General features: G+C 71.5%; 17 protein-coding genes. 12 read left to right on the top strand and 5 right to left on the bottom strand.

Features of this window, described 5'->3' with window-relative positions:
- The first annotated feature begins 172 nt into the window (after positions 1–172).
- From Pme01_RS02725 to Pme01_RS02695, 7 genes are all read left to right on the top strand, one after another.
- Positions 173–1246: a sugar ABC transporter substrate-binding protein gene (locus Pme01_RS02725; protein WP_168112820.1), complete on the top strand. Its 1074-nt coding sequence runs from the start codon at positions 173–175 to the stop codon at positions 1244–1246.
- Complete coding sequence (locus Pme01_RS02720) at positions 1243–2748, top strand: sugar ABC transporter ATP-binding protein (RefSeq protein ID WP_203935400.1); 1506 nt, start codon at positions 1243–1245, stop codon at positions 2746–2748. Before Pme01_RS02725 ends, Pme01_RS02720 begins: the two co-directional genes overlap by 4 nt.
- Positions 2732–3724 (top strand): ABC transporter permease, encoded by a 993-nt coding sequence (locus Pme01_RS02715; protein WP_168112822.1) that lies wholly within the window; start codon positions 2732–2734, stop codon positions 3722–3724. Before Pme01_RS02720 ends, Pme01_RS02715 begins: the two co-directional genes overlap by 17 nt.
- Before the next feature lie 15 nt (positions 3725–3739).
- Complete coding sequence (locus Pme01_RS02710; RefSeq protein ID WP_168112823.1) at positions 3740–4594, top strand: amidohydrolase family protein; 855 nt, start codon at positions 3740–3742, stop codon at positions 4592–4594.
- 4 nt (positions 4595–4598) lie between these two features.
- Positions 4599–4925, top strand: a complete 327-nt coding sequence (locus Pme01_RS02705; protein ID WP_168112824.1) for an L-rhamnose mutarotase — start codon at positions 4599–4601, stop codon at positions 4923–4925.
- Positions 4926–5108: 183 nt separating this feature from the next.
- Positions 5109–6515 (top strand): selenium-binding family protein, encoded by a 1407-nt coding sequence (locus Pme01_RS02700; RefSeq protein WP_168112825.1) that lies wholly within the window; start codon positions 5109–5111, stop codon positions 6513–6515.
- The gene (locus tag Pme01_RS02695) at positions 6512–7207 is read left to right on the top strand and encodes a hypothetical protein (protein ID WP_168112826.1); all 696 of its coding nucleotides are present in this window, start codon (positions 6512–6514) and stop codon (positions 7205–7207) included. The genes Pme01_RS02700 and Pme01_RS02695 overlap by 4 nt, the downstream gene beginning before the upstream one ends.
- Before the next feature lie 153 nt (positions 7208–7360).
- On the opposite strand, the gene Pme01_RS02690 is transcribed toward Pme01_RS02695, so the two are convergent.
- Positions 7361–8431, bottom strand: coding sequence for an NADH:flavin oxidoreductase/NADH oxidase (locus Pme01_RS02690; RefSeq protein WP_168112827.1), 1071 nt, complete (start codon positions 8429–8431; stop codon positions 7361–7363).
- 248 nt (positions 8432–8679) lie between these two features.
- On the opposite strand from Pme01_RS02690, the gene Pme01_RS02685 reads away from it, so the two are divergent.
- From Pme01_RS02685 to Pme01_RS02675, 3 genes are read left to right on the top strand one after another with little or no spacing between them, the layout of a single operon-like run.
- Positions 8680–9135, top strand: a complete 456-nt coding sequence (locus tag Pme01_RS02685; RefSeq protein WP_239087981.1) for a cysteine dioxygenase — start codon at positions 8680–8682, stop codon at positions 9133–9135.
- The gene (locus Pme01_RS02680) at positions 9132–9533 is read left to right on the top strand and encodes a rhodanese-like domain-containing protein (RefSeq protein ID WP_239087980.1); all 402 of its coding nucleotides are present in this window, start codon (positions 9132–9134) and stop codon (positions 9531–9533) included. The genes Pme01_RS02685 and Pme01_RS02680 overlap by 4 nt, the downstream gene beginning before the upstream one ends.
- Positions 9530–10321, top strand: coding sequence for a winged helix-turn-helix domain-containing protein (locus Pme01_RS02675; RefSeq protein ID WP_168112829.1), 792 nt, complete (start codon positions 9530–9532; stop codon positions 10319–10321). Before Pme01_RS02680 ends, Pme01_RS02675 begins: the two co-directional genes overlap by 4 nt.
- A 16-nt stretch (positions 10322–10337) precedes the next feature.
- On the opposite strand, the gene Pme01_RS02670 is transcribed toward Pme01_RS02675, so the two are convergent.
- The 3 genes from Pme01_RS02670 to Pme01_RS02660 all read right to left on the bottom strand — a co-directional run bounded on the left by Pme01_RS02670 (position 10338) and on the right by Pme01_RS02660 (position 12901).
- Positions 10338–11150 carry an ABC transporter permease gene (locus Pme01_RS02670; protein WP_168112830.1) on the bottom strand — a complete coding sequence of 271 codons (813 nt, stop codon included), beginning with the start codon at positions 11148–11150 and terminating at the stop codon, positions 10338–10340.
- Positions 11147–11884, bottom strand: a complete 738-nt coding sequence (locus Pme01_RS02665; RefSeq protein WP_168112831.1) for an ABC transporter ATP-binding protein — start codon at positions 11882–11884, stop codon at positions 11147–11149. The genes Pme01_RS02670 and Pme01_RS02665 overlap by 4 nt, the downstream gene beginning before the upstream one ends.
- Positions 11885–11959: 75 nt before the next feature.
- On the bottom strand, positions 11960–12901 hold the full coding sequence (locus Pme01_RS02660; RefSeq protein ID WP_168112832.1) for a PrsW family intramembrane metalloprotease: 942 nt from the start codon (positions 12899–12901) through the stop codon (positions 11960–11962).
- 151 nt (positions 12902–13052) lie between these two features.
- Between Pme01_RS02660 and Pme01_RS02655 the strand changes: the two genes are divergently transcribed.
- A complete protein-coding gene (locus Pme01_RS02655; RefSeq protein ID WP_168112833.1) occupies positions 13053–13553 on the top strand; it encodes a beta-class carbonic anhydrase in 501 nt (166 codons plus the stop codon).
- 4 nt (positions 13554–13557) lie between these two features.
- Here Pme01_RS02655 and Pme01_RS02650 read toward each other — a convergent pair whose 3' ends face one another.
- Positions 13558–15033 carry an NCS2 family permease gene (locus Pme01_RS02650; protein WP_168112834.1) on the bottom strand — a complete coding sequence of 492 codons (1476 nt, stop codon included), beginning with the start codon at positions 15031–15033 and terminating at the stop codon, positions 13558–13560.
- Positions 15034–15190: 157 nt separating this feature from the next.
- Between Pme01_RS02650 and mptB the strand changes: the two genes are divergently transcribed.
- Positions 15191–16648: a polyprenol phosphomannose-dependent alpha 1,6 mannosyltransferase MptB gene (mptB, locus tag Pme01_RS02645; RefSeq protein WP_239087979.1), complete on the top strand. Its 1458-nt coding sequence runs from the start codon at positions 15191–15193 to the stop codon at positions 16646–16648.
- Positions 16649–16650 lie beyond the last annotated feature (2 nt).

Raw genomic sequence — 16650 nt, 5'->3', positions numbered from 1 at the left:
CCCATAAGCGCCATCCAGAATCTCAGTCCAAATAGCCTATAGGATTCTGTCACTACGGCTCTGGAAAATCGGCGGCGCGGACGACTCGGCGCGACGGCCCCGGCCGTCCGGTCACCGGTCCGGTGCCTGTCGGCGGCAGGCTCACCCCGGCGATGGGAAGGACGGGTTCGGCATGCGTCAGACGACCCGGATAGGCGTACTTCTTCTCTCTGCCGCTCTTGCGGCGGCCTGCGGCGGCAACGGCGGCGACGGCGGCGACGGCGGCGACGGCGGTACGGGTGCCGGCGGGCCGAGGGTCGGAGTCGACTTTCCGCGCGCCGACACCGACTTCTGGAACGCGTACAACAGGTACGTGCCGGGGAAGGCCGCGCAGGTCGGGGTGGACCTGCTGCCGCCGACCAACTCGGCCAACGACATCCAGAAACTGGTGTCCAACACCCAGACCCTGACCAGCCGGGGAGCCAGGGCGATCGTGATGGCGCCGCAGGACACCGCCGCCATCGCGCCGACCCTGAACCAGTTGGAGCAGAAGAAGATCCCGGTCGTCAGCGTCGACACTCGGCCGGACACCGGCAAGGTGTACATGGTGGTCCGCGCCGACAACCGTGCCTACGGCACCAAGGCGTGCGAGTTCCTCGGCACCACGCTCAAGGGCAGGGGCAACGTCGTCGAGTTCCAGGGCGCGCTCACCTCGATCAACGGCCGGGACCGGTCCGAGGCGTTCAAAGACTGCATGACCAGGAAGTACCCGGAGATCAAGCTGTTCGAGATCCCGACCGACTGGGAGGGCACGAAGGCGTCCGCCGGGCTGACCACCGTCCTGGCCCAGACCGGTAACAACATCCAGGGCATCTACCTGCAGGCCGGCGGCGCCTTCCTCGCCCCGACGCTCCAGGTGCTGCGGCAGAAGAACCTGCTCGTACCGCCGGGCGACCCGAAGCACATCGCGATCGTCTCCAACGACGGCATCAAGGCCGAGCTGGACGCCATCAAGGCGGGCGACATCGACGCGACGGTGTCGCAGCCCGCCGACGCCTACGCGCAGTGGGGCCTGTACTACGCCAAGGCGGCCGTCGAGGGCAGGACGTTCCAGCCGGGCCGGACCGACCACGACAGCACCATCATCGCGCTGCCGAACGGCCTGGAGGACCAGCTGGCGGCGCCGCTGGTGACGAAGAACCCCGGTACCTTCGGCGAGTACTCCAGCGTGGCGGCCGGCGACGCCGCGCTGTGGGGAAACCAGTGACCGAACCGGTGGCGTCGGCCGTCGCGGTCACCAAGCGGTACGGCAACACGGCCGCGCTCACCGATGTCACCCTGGCCGTCCGGGCCGGCGAGTCGCACGCCCTGGTGGGGCGCAACGGCGCCGGCAAGTCGACCCTGGTCTCCGTCCTCACCGGACTGCAGGCGCCGGACGGCGGCGAGGTCCGGTTCGGCGGCGGGCCGGCGCCGCCGCTGGGCGACCGGGCCGCGTGGCGCCGGCTCGTCGCGTGCGTGTACCAGAAGTCGACGATCATCCCGACCCTGTCGGTGGCCGAGAACCTGTACCTGAACCGGCAGACCGACCGCGGCCTGATCTCCTGGCGCCGGCTGCGTACGGACGCGCGGGTCGTCCTCGGCGAGTGGGGCCTCGCGGTCGACCCGGCCCGGCCGGCCGGCGACCTCAACGTCGAGCAGCGGCAGATGCTCGAGATCGCGCGGGCGTTGAGCCACGGCGCCCGGTTCATCATCCTCGACGAGCCGACCGCCCAACTCGACGGCGCCGCCATCCAGCGACTGTTCCGGCGGCTGCACGGACTGCGGGAGCAGGGCGTGACGTTCCTGTACATCTCCCATCACCTGGACGAGATCTACGAGGTCTGCCAGGCGGTCACGGTGCTGCGTGACGGCCGGCGCGTGGTGACCGCGCCGGTCGGCGAGCTGCCCCGGCCGCGCCTGGTGGAGGCGATGACCGGGGAAGCGCAGGGCCTGACCGGGACGGCGGCCGGCCGGCCCGCCGTGCGGGAGGACGCGCCAGTCGCGCTCAAACTTCAGGGACTGCGGCTGCCGGGTACGTACGAGGCGGTCCACCTGACCGTACGCGCCGGTGAGGTGGTCGGCCTGGCCGGCGGCGGCGCGAGCGGCGCGCTCGAGGTGGGGGAGACGATCGTCGGCCTGCGTACCGCCCGGGAGGGCACCGTCGAGGTCGCCGGCCGGAGCGTGAAGGCCGGCAGCGTGCCGGAGGCCATCGCCGCCGGCGTCGGCTTCGTACCGCACGACCGCCACGCTTCGGGCTTCGTACCGACGCTCTCGGTGGCAGAGAACGCCACACTGTCCATTGCGGACCGGCTGGGCCGCTTCGGCTGGGTCGGGCCGGGGCGGCGCCGCGCCCTCGCCGAGCGGTACATCCGCGACCTCGACATCACCACCGACGGCCCGCAGCAGCCGGTGTCCGGCCTGTCCGGCGGGAACCAACAGAAGGTCGTGATGGCGCGGGCGCTGTCCGGCGAGCCCCGCGTCCTCGTCCTGCTCAACCCGACCGCCGGCGTCGACGTGCGCTCCAAGGAGTCACTGCTCGGCATCGTCGACGCGGCGGCGGCCGCCGGAGCGGCCGTCCTGGTCGTCTCCGATGAACTGGACGATCTGCGCGGCTGCGACCGGGTGGCGGTCATGTTCCGCGGCCGGATGGCCGGCGAGTACCGCCGCGGCTGGCCCGACCACGGGCTGGTGGCCGCGATGGAGGGAGTCAGTGGTGAGCCAGGTCGCTGAAACCGGTACCGCCGTCGTGTCGCCCACCCGGTCGGGTCCGCGCCTGGCCCGGCTGCGGGACTTCGCGCTGCTGCCGGTGATCGCCGTGCTGTTCGTGGTCGGCGCCCTGGTCGACCGGGCGTTCGCGACCACCGACAATGTGCTCAACGTCCTTCAGTCGCAGACCGAACTGGGGCTGCTCGTCCTGGCCGAGACGCTGGTCCTGATCGCCGGCCGGTTCGACCTGTCGCTGGAGGCGACGATCGGCCTGGGGCCCGCGCTCGGCGTCCTGGTACCGGCCTGGCTGCACCTGTCGGCGGGCTGGTCGATCCCGATCTGCCTGCTCGTCGGCGTGCTGGTCGGCGTCGTCAACGGCCTGCTCATCGTGAAGTTCCGGCTGAGCGCGTTCGTGCTCACGCTCGGCATGCTGGTCGCCGGCCACGGTCTGGTGATCGCCTTCACCAAGGGCGCGAGCATCTTCAAACTGCCGGCCTCGTTCACCTACGCGGGCAGCGCCGTCTGGGGCCGGGTACCGGTGTCGGTGTGGATCTGCGCGGTGCTGTTCGCCGCTGGGATCGTGGCCCTGGGCTTCCTGCGACACGGCCGGGCGCTGTACGCGATCGGCGGCAACGTCGACGCCGCCCGCGCGGCCGGTATCCGCACCGACCGGGTGCTCATCGTCGGGTACGTCATCGCCGGTCTGCTGGCCGCGCTCGCCGGGCTGCTCTACTCCGGCCACTACGGCTCCGTGACGGCCAGCCAGGGCAACCAGATGATCTTCCAAGTGTTCGCCGCGGCAGTGATCGGCGGCGTTAGTCTCGACGGCGGCAAGGGCACAATCTTCGGTGCGCTCTGTGGTCTGATCGTTCTGGGTTTGATCCAGAATATTCTGACCTTTGCGGGCGTACCGGCCGAGTGGTTCCAGGCGATCAACGGCGTGATTATCATCCTGGCCCTGGTCCTCTCCCGGCTGGTCAGCGGAAAGGCACAGGACTAGGGGAGGATGTCGCCCATGACGTCGCGAGTGGACGCGCATCACCACATCTGGGATCTGTCGGTGCGCGACCAGCCGTGGCTGGAGGGTGAGGCGTACGCCCCGATCCGGCGCACCTTCACGGTCGACGACCTCGCCCCGGAAGCCGGCGCCGCCGGGGTGAGCGCGACCGTCCTGGTACAGACGCTCGCGGTACCCGGCGAGACGCCGGAACTGCTGCGGGCCGCCGTCGACCACGACCTGGTCGCCGCGGTGACCGGCTGGGTCGAGCTGACCGCCCCGTCGGTGGCCGACGACCTGGCGGCCCTGCGCTCCCGGATCGGCGGCGCCTACCTGCGCGCGATCCGGCACCCGGTACAGGACGAGCCCGACCCGGACTGGCTGTGCCGTACCGACGTGCGGCGCGGGCTGCGCGCCGTCGCCGAGGCCGGCCTCGGGTACGAGCTGCTGATCAGGCCGCCGCAGTTGCCGGCCGCGCTGCGCGCCGTGGAGGAGCTGGACCACGTCGAGTTCGTCCTCGACCACTGCGCCAAGCCGTACATCGCCGACGGCGTCCTCGAGCCCTGGGCCAGCCAGATCCGGCGGCTCGCCACCCACGCGAACATCACCTGCAAGCTGTCCGGGCTGGTGACCGAGGCGGACTGGGAACGGTGGAGCCCCGAGTCACTGCGGCCGTACGTCGACGTCGTCGTGGAGGCGTTCGGCCCGGACCGGCTGATGTTCGGCTCCGACTGGCCGGTGTGCCTGCTCGCCGGTTCGTACGGCCGTTGGGTGCAGACCGTCGACAAGCTGATCGCGCAGCTCAGCCCGGACGAGCGGACGGCCATCACGGGCGGGACCGCCCGCCGCTTCTACGGGATCCCGAAGGGCTGACCGGATGCGGACGATCGCCCTGCACACCAGGCTCAAGCCGGGCTGCGAGTCCGAGTACGAGCGGATCCACCAGGTGATCCCGGCCGACCTCGACGCCGCCCTGCGCTCCGCCGGCGTGCGGGAGTGGCGCATCTGGCGCGACGGGCAGGATCTGTTCCACCTCGTGACGGTGGAGGACTACCGGGCGATGCGGCGGTACCTGGCCGAGCACCCGGCCAACGTGGCCTGGCAGGCGACCGTCGGGCCGCTGCACGACGTACCCGACGACTACTCGGGCGAGGACGAAGGCATCCGTTTGGTGTGGGAGCTTCCTCAGCAACCTTCTTCATGATCCTTAAGGATTCGGGTGCCGGGTGGAGGGTCGGCCCCCCTGGTGATCTTGCGATGCGGGACACATTGTATTAATAACCTACTTGATTGATAGGTTATAACTGTTGCGATGCCCCCTGGGGCCATCGGGTCAGTGGTGGAACCATGGACACGAGCAGGCTCCAGCTTCGGCCAAGGAGGCCCCATGGCGCTGTGGAAGCCCGACCCCAGTTTCTATCCGTCACCCCGCCAGGCGGTCGAGGCGCCGCCGGAGAAGCTCGCGTACCTGGCCGCCTTCGACCGGTCCGCCGAGAAGCCCGACGCGATCGCCGTCCTCGACACCGACCCCGACTCCGACCGGTACGGCCAGGTCGTCGGCTGGACCGACCTGCCCTACACCGGCGACGAGCTGCACCACTTCGGGTGGAACGCGTGCAGCAGCGCGCTGTGCCCGTACGCGCCGCACCCGCACGTCGAGCGGCGGTACCTGGTCGTCCCCGGCTTGCGCTCGTCGCGCATCTACGTCCTCGACACCAAGGCCGACCCGCGCCAGCCCGAGATCGTGAAGGTGCTGGAGGCCGAGGAGCTGGCCAAGCACGCCGGCTACTCCCGGCCGCACACGGTGCACTGTGGACCGGAGGGCATCTACGTGTCGGCGCTCGGCGGCGCGAACGGCGACGACGGGCCGGGCGGGATCGCGCTGCTCGACCACACCTCGTTCGAGGTGCGCGGCCAGTGGGAGATCGACCGCGGGCCGCAGTACCTCGCGTACGACGCCTGGTGGCACCTCGGCCACGACACGCTCGTCACGAGCGAGTGGGGCACGCCGTCGATGATCGAGGACGGGCTCGTCGGGGAGTTGCTGCTGGGCCGTAAGTACGGGCACGCCCTGCACTTCTGGGATCTGCGCAAGCGCCGGCACCTGCAGCGGGTCGACCTCGGCGACCAGTACCAGATGCCGCTGGAGTTGCGGCCGGCGCACGATCCCACGAAGGACTACGGGTTCGTCGGCGTGGTGGTCAGCGTCGAGGACCTGTCCGCGTCGATCTGGCTGTGGCATCGCGACAAAGGCAAGGAGTGGCAGGTCACCAAGGTCATCGACATCCCGGCCGAGCCCGCCGACCCGGCCCTGCTGCCACCGATCCTGCAGCCGTTCGGTGCGGTCCCGCCGCTCGTGACCGACATCGACCTGACGGTCGACGACAAGACCCTCTACGTGTCGGCGTGGGGGACCGGCGAGCTGCTCCAGTACGACGTGAGCGACCCGTTCAAACCGGTCAAGACCGGCTCGGTGCGCATCGGCGGCATCGTCGGCCGGACGCCGCACCCGGCCGCGCCGGACCAGCCCCTGCGCGGCGGCCCGCAGATGGTCGAGATCAGCCGGGACGGCCGGCGGGTCTACGTCACCAACTCCCTCTACGGATCCTGGGACGACCAGTTCTACCCGGAAGGGGTGGGCGCCTGGGCGGTGAAGTTGGACGCCGACCCGGCCGGCGGCATCGCGCTGGACGAGCGCTTCTTCCCGAACGGTGACGACTTCCGGGGGCGGCGCGTGCACCAGGTACGGCTCCAGGGTGGCGACGCCTCCTCCGACTCGTACTGCTACCCGTGACCGGCTGGCAGTGGCTGGCCCTGGCCGGGCTGGGCGCGTTCCACGGGCTCAACCCCGGTATGGGCTGGCTGTTCGCGGTTGCGATCGGCCTCCAGGAGCGCAGCCTTAGCGACGACTCTGGCTCGGCGACGTCTGGCGCCGCGCCGCGACCCAGAGCCGTCGCCGCGCTGCTGCGGGCGCTGCCGCCGATCGCGGCCGGGCACGCGGCCTCGGTACTGGTCGTGGCCGGCCTGGTGGGTGTGTTCCAGTCGGTGCTCGCCACCCGGCTGGTCGCGATCGGCGGCGGTGCCGTCCTGGTCGGGTTCGGGCTGTGGCGGGCGTTGTCGCAGCGCCATTTCCGGTGGGCCGGGATGCGGCTGTCGGCGGCACAGCTCGTCTCCTGGTCGTTCCTGATGTCCTCGGTACACGGTGCGGGGCTGATGCTGCTGCCGGTGCTCGTCGCGGGCCCGACGCCGGCCGGCGGTCATCACCACGGGGCCGCGGCGGCGGGCGCCTCACTGTGGACCGGCCTGGGCGCCACGACCGTCCACACCGTCGCGATGGTGGCCGTCGCCGGTGCGGTGGCGCTCGTCGTGTACGAGGTCGTGGGGCTGCGGATCCTGCGTACCGCCTGGGTCAACCTGGACCGGGTCTGGGCGTACGCCCTGGTCGGGGCCGGCGTGGCGACGATCGCGACGGCCGTGACCTCCTAGGGCTCCCGCCGTGGTGGCGGGGCCGCCGGCGCGGTCTACAAGCCGCGCCGGCGGCGGATCACGATGCCGACCATGCCGATGCCCACGAAGATCACCGACAGGATGCACAGCGCCTTGAACAGCATGCCGTCACCGTAGTGGGCGGCGCTGCGCTCAGAACGCCCGGCGGTACTGCGCCGGCCACCCCGGCTCGGCGCCCAGCTTCATCGCCGCCCGGCGTGGCCAGTACGGGTCGCGCAGCAGTTCGCGGGCGAGCAGCACCATGTCGGTGTGCCCGTCGGTGAGGATCTCCTCCGCCTGCTCCGGCTCGGTGATCATGCCGACGGCGGCGGTGGGGATGTCCGCGCCGGCGCGTACCCGCGACGCGAGGGGCACCTGGTAGCCCGGTCCGACCGGGATGGTGGCGTGAGGCACCACGCCGCCGGTGGAGCAGTCGATCAGGTCGGCGCCGGCCGCCTTCAGTTCACCGGCCAGCACCACGCTGTCCTCGACGGTCCATCCCCCGTCGACCCAGTCGGTGGCCGAGATCCGCGCGAGCACCGGCACGTCCTCGCCGACGGCGGCGCGGACCGCGCGGGTCACCTCGACGGTCAGGCGCATCCGGTTGGCGAGGCTTCCCCCGTACTCGTCGGTCCGGTCGTTGCTCAGCGGTGACAGGAACTCGTGCAGCAGGTAGCCGTGCGCGGCGTGCACCTCGACGGCCTGGAACCCGGCCTCGAGGGCGCGGACGGCGCCGGCCCGGAACGCCTCGACCACCTCGGCGATGCCGGCGGTGTCCAGCGCACGCGGCGTGCGGTACGTGAGGGAGAACGGTGTGGTCGTGGGCGCGACCGGCTCCCAGCCGCCGTCGGAGTCGGGTACGCCGTCGCGACCGATCGCAAACGGCGAATAGGTCGACGCCTTGAACCCGGCGTGCGCGAGCTGCATGGCGGGCACCGAACCCTGCGCGCTGATGAACTCCGCGATCGGCCGCCACGCGTCGACGTGCCGCCCGGACCAGATGCCGGTGTCCTCAGGGGAGATACGCCCCTCGGGGTTGACGGCGGTGGCCTCGGTGATGATCAGCCCGGCGCCCCCGACGGCACGGGACCCGAGGTGGGTGGCGTGCCAGGACGTGGGCAGCCCGTCGCGGGCGGTGCAGCTGTACTGGCACATCGGGGACATACCGACGCGGTTGGGCAGGGTGACCGCACGCAGGGGGAGCGGCTCGAACAGCAGGCTCATCCAGTCATCCGTTCAGGTGGTGAGGAAATTCCCTATCAGATCAATAGGAAAATCAAGTAGGGTGTCTGTCATGCGGGCCACTCTCCATGCCTCGCCCGGCTGGCGCCGCGCCGTCGGCGGCCTGACGCGCTGTCTCTGACCTCCGCCGTCCCGCGCGACCGGGCGGCCGATGCGTTCCCAGCAGGCCGAACTCCGCCGAGAGAGCAGACATGTCCCATACTCTTACCCATTTGCACGCCAGTCGCCCAGTGACGGGGCTCGCAGCCCTCGCCCGCCGCTACGCCGAGGACCCGTCGAACTGGCCGTTCGCGCCGCGATTCAACCCCGTCTCCCGCTGGTACGCCCGGATCGGCGGTGACCGAACTCACGAGGCCTGGCTGCTGACCTGGCTGCCGGGCCAGTCCACCGACCTGCACGACCACGGCGGGTCGGCCGGCGCGTTCGTGGTCGTCAGCGGCGTCCTCACCGAGCAGGTGGCGACCGTGGCCGGAGCCGGGCCGGTCACGCCGGTCGAGACCACGCTCGCCGCCGGCGCGGTGCGGGCGTTCGGGCCCCGGCACGTGCACCGCATCGTCAACGCGGTTACCGCTCCGGCGGTGAGCCTGCACGTCTACGCCCCGTCGTTGACTCAGATGACGAGGTACCGCATCGACGACGGCGTGTTGAGCGTCGAGGTCGTGGAGAAGGCGGGAGTCGACTGGTGACCGGCCGGCGTGGCATCGCGCAGGTCCTCGCGGAGGCGCGGGCCCGGCTGGACCGGCTGGGCCCCACCGAGGTGACGCACGCCCAGCGCGCGGGCGCCGTCCTGGTCGACATCCGGCCGGTCGCGCAGCGCGTCGCCGGCGGCCAGATCCCGGGCGCCCTCGTCATCGAGCGCAACGTGCTGGAGTGGCGCTTCGACCCGACCAGCGACGCCCGGCTGCCGATCGCGGACCGCTACGACCTACCCCTGATCGTGTACTGCGAGGAGGGCTACACCTCCTCGCTCGCCGCCGCCGCCCTGCAGGACCTCGGCCTGTTCCGGGCCACCGACCTGGTCGGGGGCATCAGCGCCTGGCGCGCCGCCGGCCTGCCCCTCCAAGTGGCGCCGGAGGCACCGTGACCGGGCACACCGGCACCGTGACCGGGCACACCGGCACCGTGACCGGGCACACCGGCACCGTGACCGGGCACACCGGCGCCGTTACCCCACCGGCCGCCCTCGCCGTAACCCGGCGACGCCGGCGGCCAGCCGCCGTCGGAGACGGCCACCTCGAGGAGACCCCCATGCCCGCCGTTCGCGCCCTGCGCAGCCTGCGCACCCACCGGTCCGCCCCTGCGAACCCCGTTGCCCGTACCCTTCCCCAGTCCCCGACGCTCGTCGTCAACGTCCAGATAGCGGTGCCGGGGGGTACCCCGGCCGCAGAGCGGGTGTTCGCGCTCGCCGACCGACTGCACGCCCTGGCCGTGGACGACGATTACGCCGCCCGGGTGTCGACCACCGTCGCCCTGGTCCCCACCGAGCCGGAGCCGGCCGTCGGCTACGCCGAGACCGAGCCGGGTACCGGGCCGCCGGTGCCGCCTTCACCCGTACCCGACCTCGTCCTGCTCGTCGACCGCCGCATCGCACTGCTCGACGGCCGGTCGATGCGCCTGACCAGACTCGAGTACAACCTGCTGCTCTGCCTCGCCGACAACGCCGGCCGGGTGCTCACCCGCGGCCAGCTGCTCCGCCAGGTGTGGGGGTCCCCGGTGGCCAGCAGCGGGCGTACCGTCGACGTCCACATCCTCCGGCTGCGGGCCAAGCTCGGTGGCCGCGGCCCGGTCATCAGCACCATCCGGGGCGTCGGGTACCGGATGGACCGACAGAGCCGGGTCGCGGTGATCCGCGACCCCGGTAGTCCATCGTGAACAACAGCCCGAGAATTCACAGGTACCGGGTGATGTAGCCCCGGGCTCGGAAGATCCGCAGCATCCAACCGAGGTAGCCGAGGCTCGCCACGACGAGGACCGCGGTGCCGGCCCCGGCCAGCCACAACTCGCCCCAGGGCGTCGGTCGACCGGCGGCCAGCAGGCGACCGGCCTCGAACGCGTGGGTGGTCGGCAGCGCCCGGCCGATCGGGCGGATGGCGGCCGGCAGGGCGCTCACCGGGTAGAACACGCCGGACAGCGGCATCGTCATGAAGAGGATGCCCCAGGCGAGCACCTCCGCCCCGCTGCCGAAGCGCAGCACCAAACCGACCACGAACATCGCGATCGCCCACCCGATCGCGAGCAGCAGCACCGCGATCGGGATCAGTCCGACGCCGATGCTGGTGACGTCGAAGGCGTACGCCCCCCAGGCGATCAGCGCCACCACGCCCACCCCGGCCACGAGCTTGACCAGCCCGAACAGTGCCACGCCGGCCAGGTACTCCCACTCCCGCATCGGCGTGACCATGAGGTTGAGGACCGTACGCGACCAGGTCTCCTCCAGGAAGCCGGTCGCGACCGCGATCTGTGCCTGGTACACGACGTGCCAGAGCACCACCCCGACCAGCAGGTACAGCGTGACCTGGCGCGCCGTCCCGGTGGCCCGGCTGGCGGCGAAGATGCCGATCGAGCCGAAGAGCACCACGTCGACGGCCGGCCAGACCACGACGTCGAACACCCGGTGCGGGCTGCGTCGAAGCACGTACGCGTGCCGCGCGGCGATCGCGAAGACGCGCCGCGCCGACTCCGCCGCCGGTCCGCTGTTCATGCGGCCTCCTCGTCCCGCGCCAGGTGCAGGAACACGCCCTCCAGCCCGTCGCGGCCGAAGCGGTGGGCGATGTCGGACGGCGTACCGTCGGCCACTACCCGGCCGCGGGCCAGGAAGACCACCCGCTCGCACAGCCGCTCCACCTCCACCATGTTGTGGCTGGTCACCAGCAGCGCGGTGGCGTGTTCGGCGCACAGGTCGCCCAGCCCGGTACGTACCCGCTGTGCCACGTCCGGGTCGAGGGACGCGGTCGGCTCGTCGAGGACGAGCAGTCGGGGCTCGTGCAGTACCGCCTTCACGATGCCGACCAGCGTCTTCTGCCCGCTGGACAGTTCGGTACCGAGGGCGCGGGCCAGGTGCCCGACCCCGAAGCGCTCCAGCGCGGCCTGCGCCGCGTCGTCGGCTCTGCGGAGCCCGTACAGGCGGCCGAACATCCGCAGGTACTCGATCACCCGCATCTGATTGGGCAGTGGCAGGTAGCCCGCGGCGAAACCGACCTCGGCCATCGCGGTGGGCCTGGCCCGGGGTAGCCGGTGGCCGAAGATCTCGACGCTGCCGGCGTCGGGGGTCACCACGCCCAGCGACATCAGGATCGTGGTCGTCTTACCGGCCCCGTTGGGTCCCAGTAGACCGACCCGCTCACCGGTGCGCACCGTGAGGTCGACGCCGTCGACGGCCCGACCCCGCCGGTACTCCTTCACCAGGCCAACTGCGCGCAGTGCGGCGGTCTCCATGCCGGAATGCTCCCAGCGTCGTCGGTTCGGCGAAACCGGTTTGCGCCCTTGCCGACGGTCCCGGCCGGTGAGGACTCAGCGGGCCGGCGCCGTCCAGTGCCCGGTCGGCACCCGCCAGGCGATGGCAGGCGGGCGCGCCCGGGGCGCCCGGTGCCACTCGTACAGCAGCCATCCGATGCCGATACCGGACACCACCATCAGCCCCGCCCAGTCCATGACCGTGATCAGTTGGACCTGGGTCTCGGTCGGCCGCGGGATGTAGCCGTGGGCGAGCAGGTTCTGCTGCCACGGCGCTCCGGTGAGCAGCAGGGTGAGCACCACCGAGATCTGGTGCATCGAGTCCCACAGGGCGTGCAGGAACGACACCCCCAGGTACGAGAAGAAGAGGCGGTCGGAGATCAGGAAGTGCTCACGGGTACTCGGTGAGAACAGCACCCCGCCGAGGATCGCCGTCCACAGCCCGTGCCCGAGCGGGGTGAGCAGCCCGCGCAGGATCTCCGTCTGTACGACCTGCATCAGCGACAGTCCGCGCTCGGTGAACAGGGCGGTGAACGCGTACCCGGCCGACTCGAAGGCGGCGAACCCGAACCCCACCGACGCGCCGAGGATCATGCCGTCGCGTACGGACTTGATCCGCAGTTGGCGGGTCAGCCAGGCCAGCGCGGCGAGCTTGACGCCCTCCTCGATCAGCCCGACCCCGAGGAACAGTCCGGGGGAGGGGTGTAGCAGGTACGACTCCAGCAGGGAGGCCGCCAGGACACCGAGTACGCCGCCGACGATGAAGGTGTTGAGGATCAGCGGTGCGCTGATCTCGCCGGTGTCGCGGCGTTCGAAGGCCCAGGCCACGAACGTCACCGGGACCAGGAAGCTGCCGAGCAGTACGAGCGTCGGGACGAGATTGGGGTTGCCGGTCAGGAACGTGACCACCACGGTGAGCAGCCACAGCACCAGACCGGCGACGAAGATTCGCAGCCAGGGCCGGCCGTGACCGGTCGACGGAGCGCTTACCTCAGCCATCGTCGTCTCCCGCGTTCATCGACGTCCAACTCGGTCTACCCAGTTATCACCCGGCCAACCGGGGGAAAGGCGGCGCTCGCCGGCAATCTCTATTAATCCTATGGGAATACATATATGCTTCGGGCATCCGTGTCGATACCAGGAGGTTGCCGTGAGTGTCACCGACGAGCTGATCGCGAACGCGGCCCGGTACGCGTCCACCTTCGACAAGGGCGACCTGCCGCTGCCCCCCGCCCGCGGAGTGGCCGTGGTGGCCTGCATGGACGCGCGGCTCAACCCGTACGGGCTGCTGGGATTGAGCGAGGGCGACGCGCACGTCATCCGCAACGCGGGCGGTGTGATCACCGCCGACGAGCTGCGCAGCCTGGCGATCAGCCAGCGGCTCCTCGGGACCACCGAGATCATCCTCATCCACCACACCGACTGCGGCATGCTGACGTTCACCGACGACGAGTTCCGCGGGAGCATCCAGGCCGAGGTCGGTATCAAGCCGCCGTGGTCGGCGGAGGCCTTCACCGACCTCGACGAGGACGTGCGCCAGTCGATCGCGCGGATCCTCGCCGACCCGTTCATCCCGAGCAAGGAGTCGGTGCGCGGCTTCGTGTACGACGTGCACACCGGCGAGCTGCGGGAGGTCGACAAGGCGGCCTGACCGCCTAACGGCGGGCGGCCAGGGCCTCCAGGGGACCGCGGGCGAAGTACAGCAGGAACATGACCGCGACCGCGTACAGCAGCGGGTGGACCTGGCGGCCCCGGCCGCCGGCCGTCTTCAGGAGCACGTACGAGATGACGCCGGCGCCGATGCCGTTGGAGATGGAGTACGTGAAGGGCATCAGGACGATCGTCAGGAACGCCGGGATCGCGATCTCGTAGTCGCTCCAGTCGATGCTCCGTACCGCGGTCATCATCAGGAAGCCGACCACGACCAGGGCGGTCGACGCGGCCTCGAACGGCACGATCGTGACCAGTGGGGCGAGGAACATCGCGAGCAGGAACAGCGTGCCCGTGACGAGGTTGGCGGCGCCGGTACGAGCGCCCTCGGCGACCCCGGCGGCGCTCTCCAGGAACGAGGTGGCGCTGGAGGCGCTCGCCGCACCACCGGCCGCCGCCGCGATCCCGTCGACGAGGAGGATCTCCCGTGCCCGCGGCGGAGCGCCGCTCTCGTCGAGCATGCCGCCCTCCTGAGCGACCGCGACCATGGTGCCCATCGTGTCGAAGAAGTCCGTCAGGATCAGGGTGAACGCGAACATCAACGCGACCAGCCAGCCCGCCCGCACCCAGGGGCCGAGCACGTCGAACCGGCCGAGCAGCTCCAGGTCCGGTACGCCGATGATCTTTTTCGGCAGCGTCGGGACGGTGAGGCTCCAACCCTTCGGGTTGGGCACGCCGTTGACCACCGACGGGCCGATCCTCGCGACTCCTTCGACCGCGATGGCGAGGAGGGTCGTGGCGGCGATGCCGATCAGGATCCCGCCCCTGACCCGGCGGACCATCAGCAACGCCGTCAACAGCAGGCCGAGGACGAAGACGAGCGCCGGCCAACTGGCGAGCCGGCCGCCGAGGCCGAGGCTGACTGGCGGAGTTCCCGCGCTGCCGCGGACGAACCCGGCGTTGACGAACCCGATCAGCGCCAGGAACAGGCCGATGCCGACCCCGATCGCCGTCTTCAACTGGGTCGGCACCGAGCGGAAGATGGCCGTACGCAGCCCGGTCAGCACCAGGATCGAGATGACCACACCCTCGATCACCACCAGGCCCATCGCGTCGGCCCAGGTCATCTGCGGCGCGACCTCGAACGCGACGATCGCGTTCACGCCCAGGCCGGCGGCGAGGGCCAGTGGGAACCGGCCCACCACGCCCATGAGGATCGTCGTCAGGCCGGCGACGAGCGCGGTCGCGGCCGCCACCGCGCCCAGGTCCAGCCGCGCGCCGTCGCCGTCCACGGCCGAGCTCAGGATCAGCGGGTTGAGGACCACGATGTAGGCCATCGTGAAGAAGGTCGCGAGACCGCCGCGGACCTCCCGGCCGACCGTCGAGCCGCGCTTGCTGATCTCGAAGAACCGGTCGAAGCCGTTGCGAGGCGGGCTGGCGGGCTGCGGGCCGGGCCGGAAGGCCTGGTCAACGGGTTCCATCGCAGTTCAACCCTAGCCGGGCACCGGCCCGGTCGTTCCCGGATGGGTAGGCGTACCAGGCGGCGGGCGCTCCGGACACGGCGCCGGGCTGTGACCCTGGGGGTGGTTGCGCCCGCCCGGTCTGCCGGCCGGCGTCGGGAGTGCGAGCATGGGCGACGTGTCAGGTCTCTATCGGCTGCGGGTTGCCCGCTACCTCGGTCTGCTCGGCGCGCTCCTGCTGGCGGGCGCCGCGTACCTCGGGGGATCGCTGCCCGGCAGCGACCTGCGGGGGACCCCCGCCCGCGTGCTCGCCACCCCGACGGGTCCGTACTGCCTGGCGGCGTGGCTCGTCGGCACCGCCCTGATGGTCGCCGCCTGGCTGCTCGTCGGCCGGACGGGACCGCCCAGCGCCCGCTGGGTCCTGGTCACCGCGGTGATCTGGGTGCTGCCGCTCGCGCTGGCGCCGCCGCTGAGCAGCCGGGACGTGTACGCGTACGCCTGCCAGGGCGCCGTGTACCTGGGCGGGTTGGACCCGTACCGGGTCGGCCCGGCGGCGCTGCCCTGCCCCTGGCTGGGCACCATGTCGTACGTCTGGCGCAACACCCCCGCGCCGTACGGGCCGCTGTACCTGGCGATCTCCGCCGGCATCGTCAAGGTCGCCGCCGGCCACCTCTGGGTGGTGATCGCGCTGCTGCGGCTCGTCGCGGTCGCCGGCATCGGCCTCACCGCGGTCTTTCTGCGGCGCCTGGCGCGGGCCTGCGGTGTGGACGACGCCCGCGCCGCCTGGCTCGCCCTCGCCAGCCCGGTCATCGGGGTGAACCTGATCTCCGGCGCGCACAACGACGGCCTGATGGTCGGCCTCTGCCTGGCCGGGCTGTTCCTCGCGGTGCGCCGCCGCCCGCTGGCCAGCGGGGCGCTGTTCGGCCTGGCGGTCGCGGTCAAGGCCACCGCCGGTGTCGCGCTGCCGTTCGCGGTACTGCTGGTGGTACGCCCCGAACGGTCGCCGCGACGGCTGGCCGCCGCGACGGCGTGGGTCGCGGCCGGCTTCGTGGCCGCGTACGGCGTGATCGCGCTGGCGACCGGGCTCGGTGTGGGGTGGCTGTCCGGCCTGAAGTACAGCGGGGTCACGATCCAGTGGACGTCGGTGCCGACCGCCGTGGGCATCGCGTTGGGGTACGTCGGTCGGCTCTTCGGCGCGACGCACCTGTCCCTGGGGCTGGTCGTCGGCGCCCGCGCCGTGGGCATGGCCGTCCTGGCCGTGGCGCTGGTCGCGATCTGGTGGCGGGCGCGCGGGCGGGGCGCACGGGAGATCGTCGGGTACGCCGCCTGGGCGCTGCTGGCGGCCACGCTGCTCGCACCGGTCTTCCACCCCTGGTACTGGCTGCTGCCGATCGCCGTGCTGGCCGCCGCCGGGTTCGAGGCTCGCTGGCCGGTGGTGGTCACCGCGGCAGCGGCGTTCCTGGTGCTTCCCGACGGCTACAGCCTGACCCGCGCCACCCGGATGCCCGGCTCGTTCGCCGTTCTCGCCGGCGTGATCTGGTTCGGGTGGCGCTACCTCGCCCGCCGCCGGTCGCTGGCCGAAGGGTCGGCGCAGCCCGACCAGATCGAGCCCACGGAGCGCATCCCGGCCGGCTGATC

The sequence above is a fragment of the Planosporangium mesophilum genome, from assembly GCF_016863255.1.
Taxonomy (GTDB): Bacteria; Actinomycetota; Actinomycetes; order Mycobacteriales; family Micromonosporaceae; genus Planosporangium; species Planosporangium mesophilum.
This window is presented reverse-complemented; position numbering and strand designations above follow the sequence as displayed.

Excerpts from the sequence above, each read along its gene's own strand:
- Pme01_RS02665 (WP_168112831.1), bottom strand. The coding sequence starts at position 11,884 with ATGGAGACCGCCGCACTGCGCGCAGTTGGCCTGGTGAAGGAGTACCGG.
- Pme01_RS02710 (WP_168112823.1), top strand. The coding sequence starts at position 3,740 with ATGACGTCGCGAGTGGACGCGCATCACCACATCTGGGATCTGTCGGTG.
- Pme01_RS02700 (WP_168112825.1), top strand. The coding sequence starts at position 5,109 with ATGGCGCTGTGGAAGCCCGACCCCAGTTTCTATCCGTCACCCCGCCAG.
- Pme01_RS02650 (WP_168112834.1), bottom strand. The coding sequence starts at position 15,033 with ATGGAACCCGTTGACCAGGCCTTCCGGCCCGGCCCGCAGCCCGCCAGC.
- Pme01_RS02660 (WP_168112832.1), bottom strand. The coding sequence starts at position 12,901 with ATGGCTGAGGTAAGCGCTCCGTCGACCGGTCACGGCCGGCCCTGGCTG.
- Pme01_RS02670 (WP_168112830.1), bottom strand. The coding sequence starts at position 11,150 with ATGAACAGCGGACCGGCGGCGGAGTCGGCGCGGCGCGTCTTCGCGATC.
- Pme01_RS02725 (WP_168112820.1), top strand. The coding sequence starts at position 173 with ATGCGTCAGACGACCCGGATAGGCGTACTTCTTCTCTCTGCCGCTCTT.
- Pme01_RS02705 (WP_168112824.1), top strand. The coding sequence starts at position 4,599 with ATGCGGACGATCGCCCTGCACACCAGGCTCAAGCCGGGCTGCGAGTCC.
- Pme01_RS02690 (WP_168112827.1), bottom strand. The coding sequence starts at position 8,431 with ATGAGCCTGCTGTTCGAGCCGCTCCCCCTGCGTGCGGTCACCCTGCCC.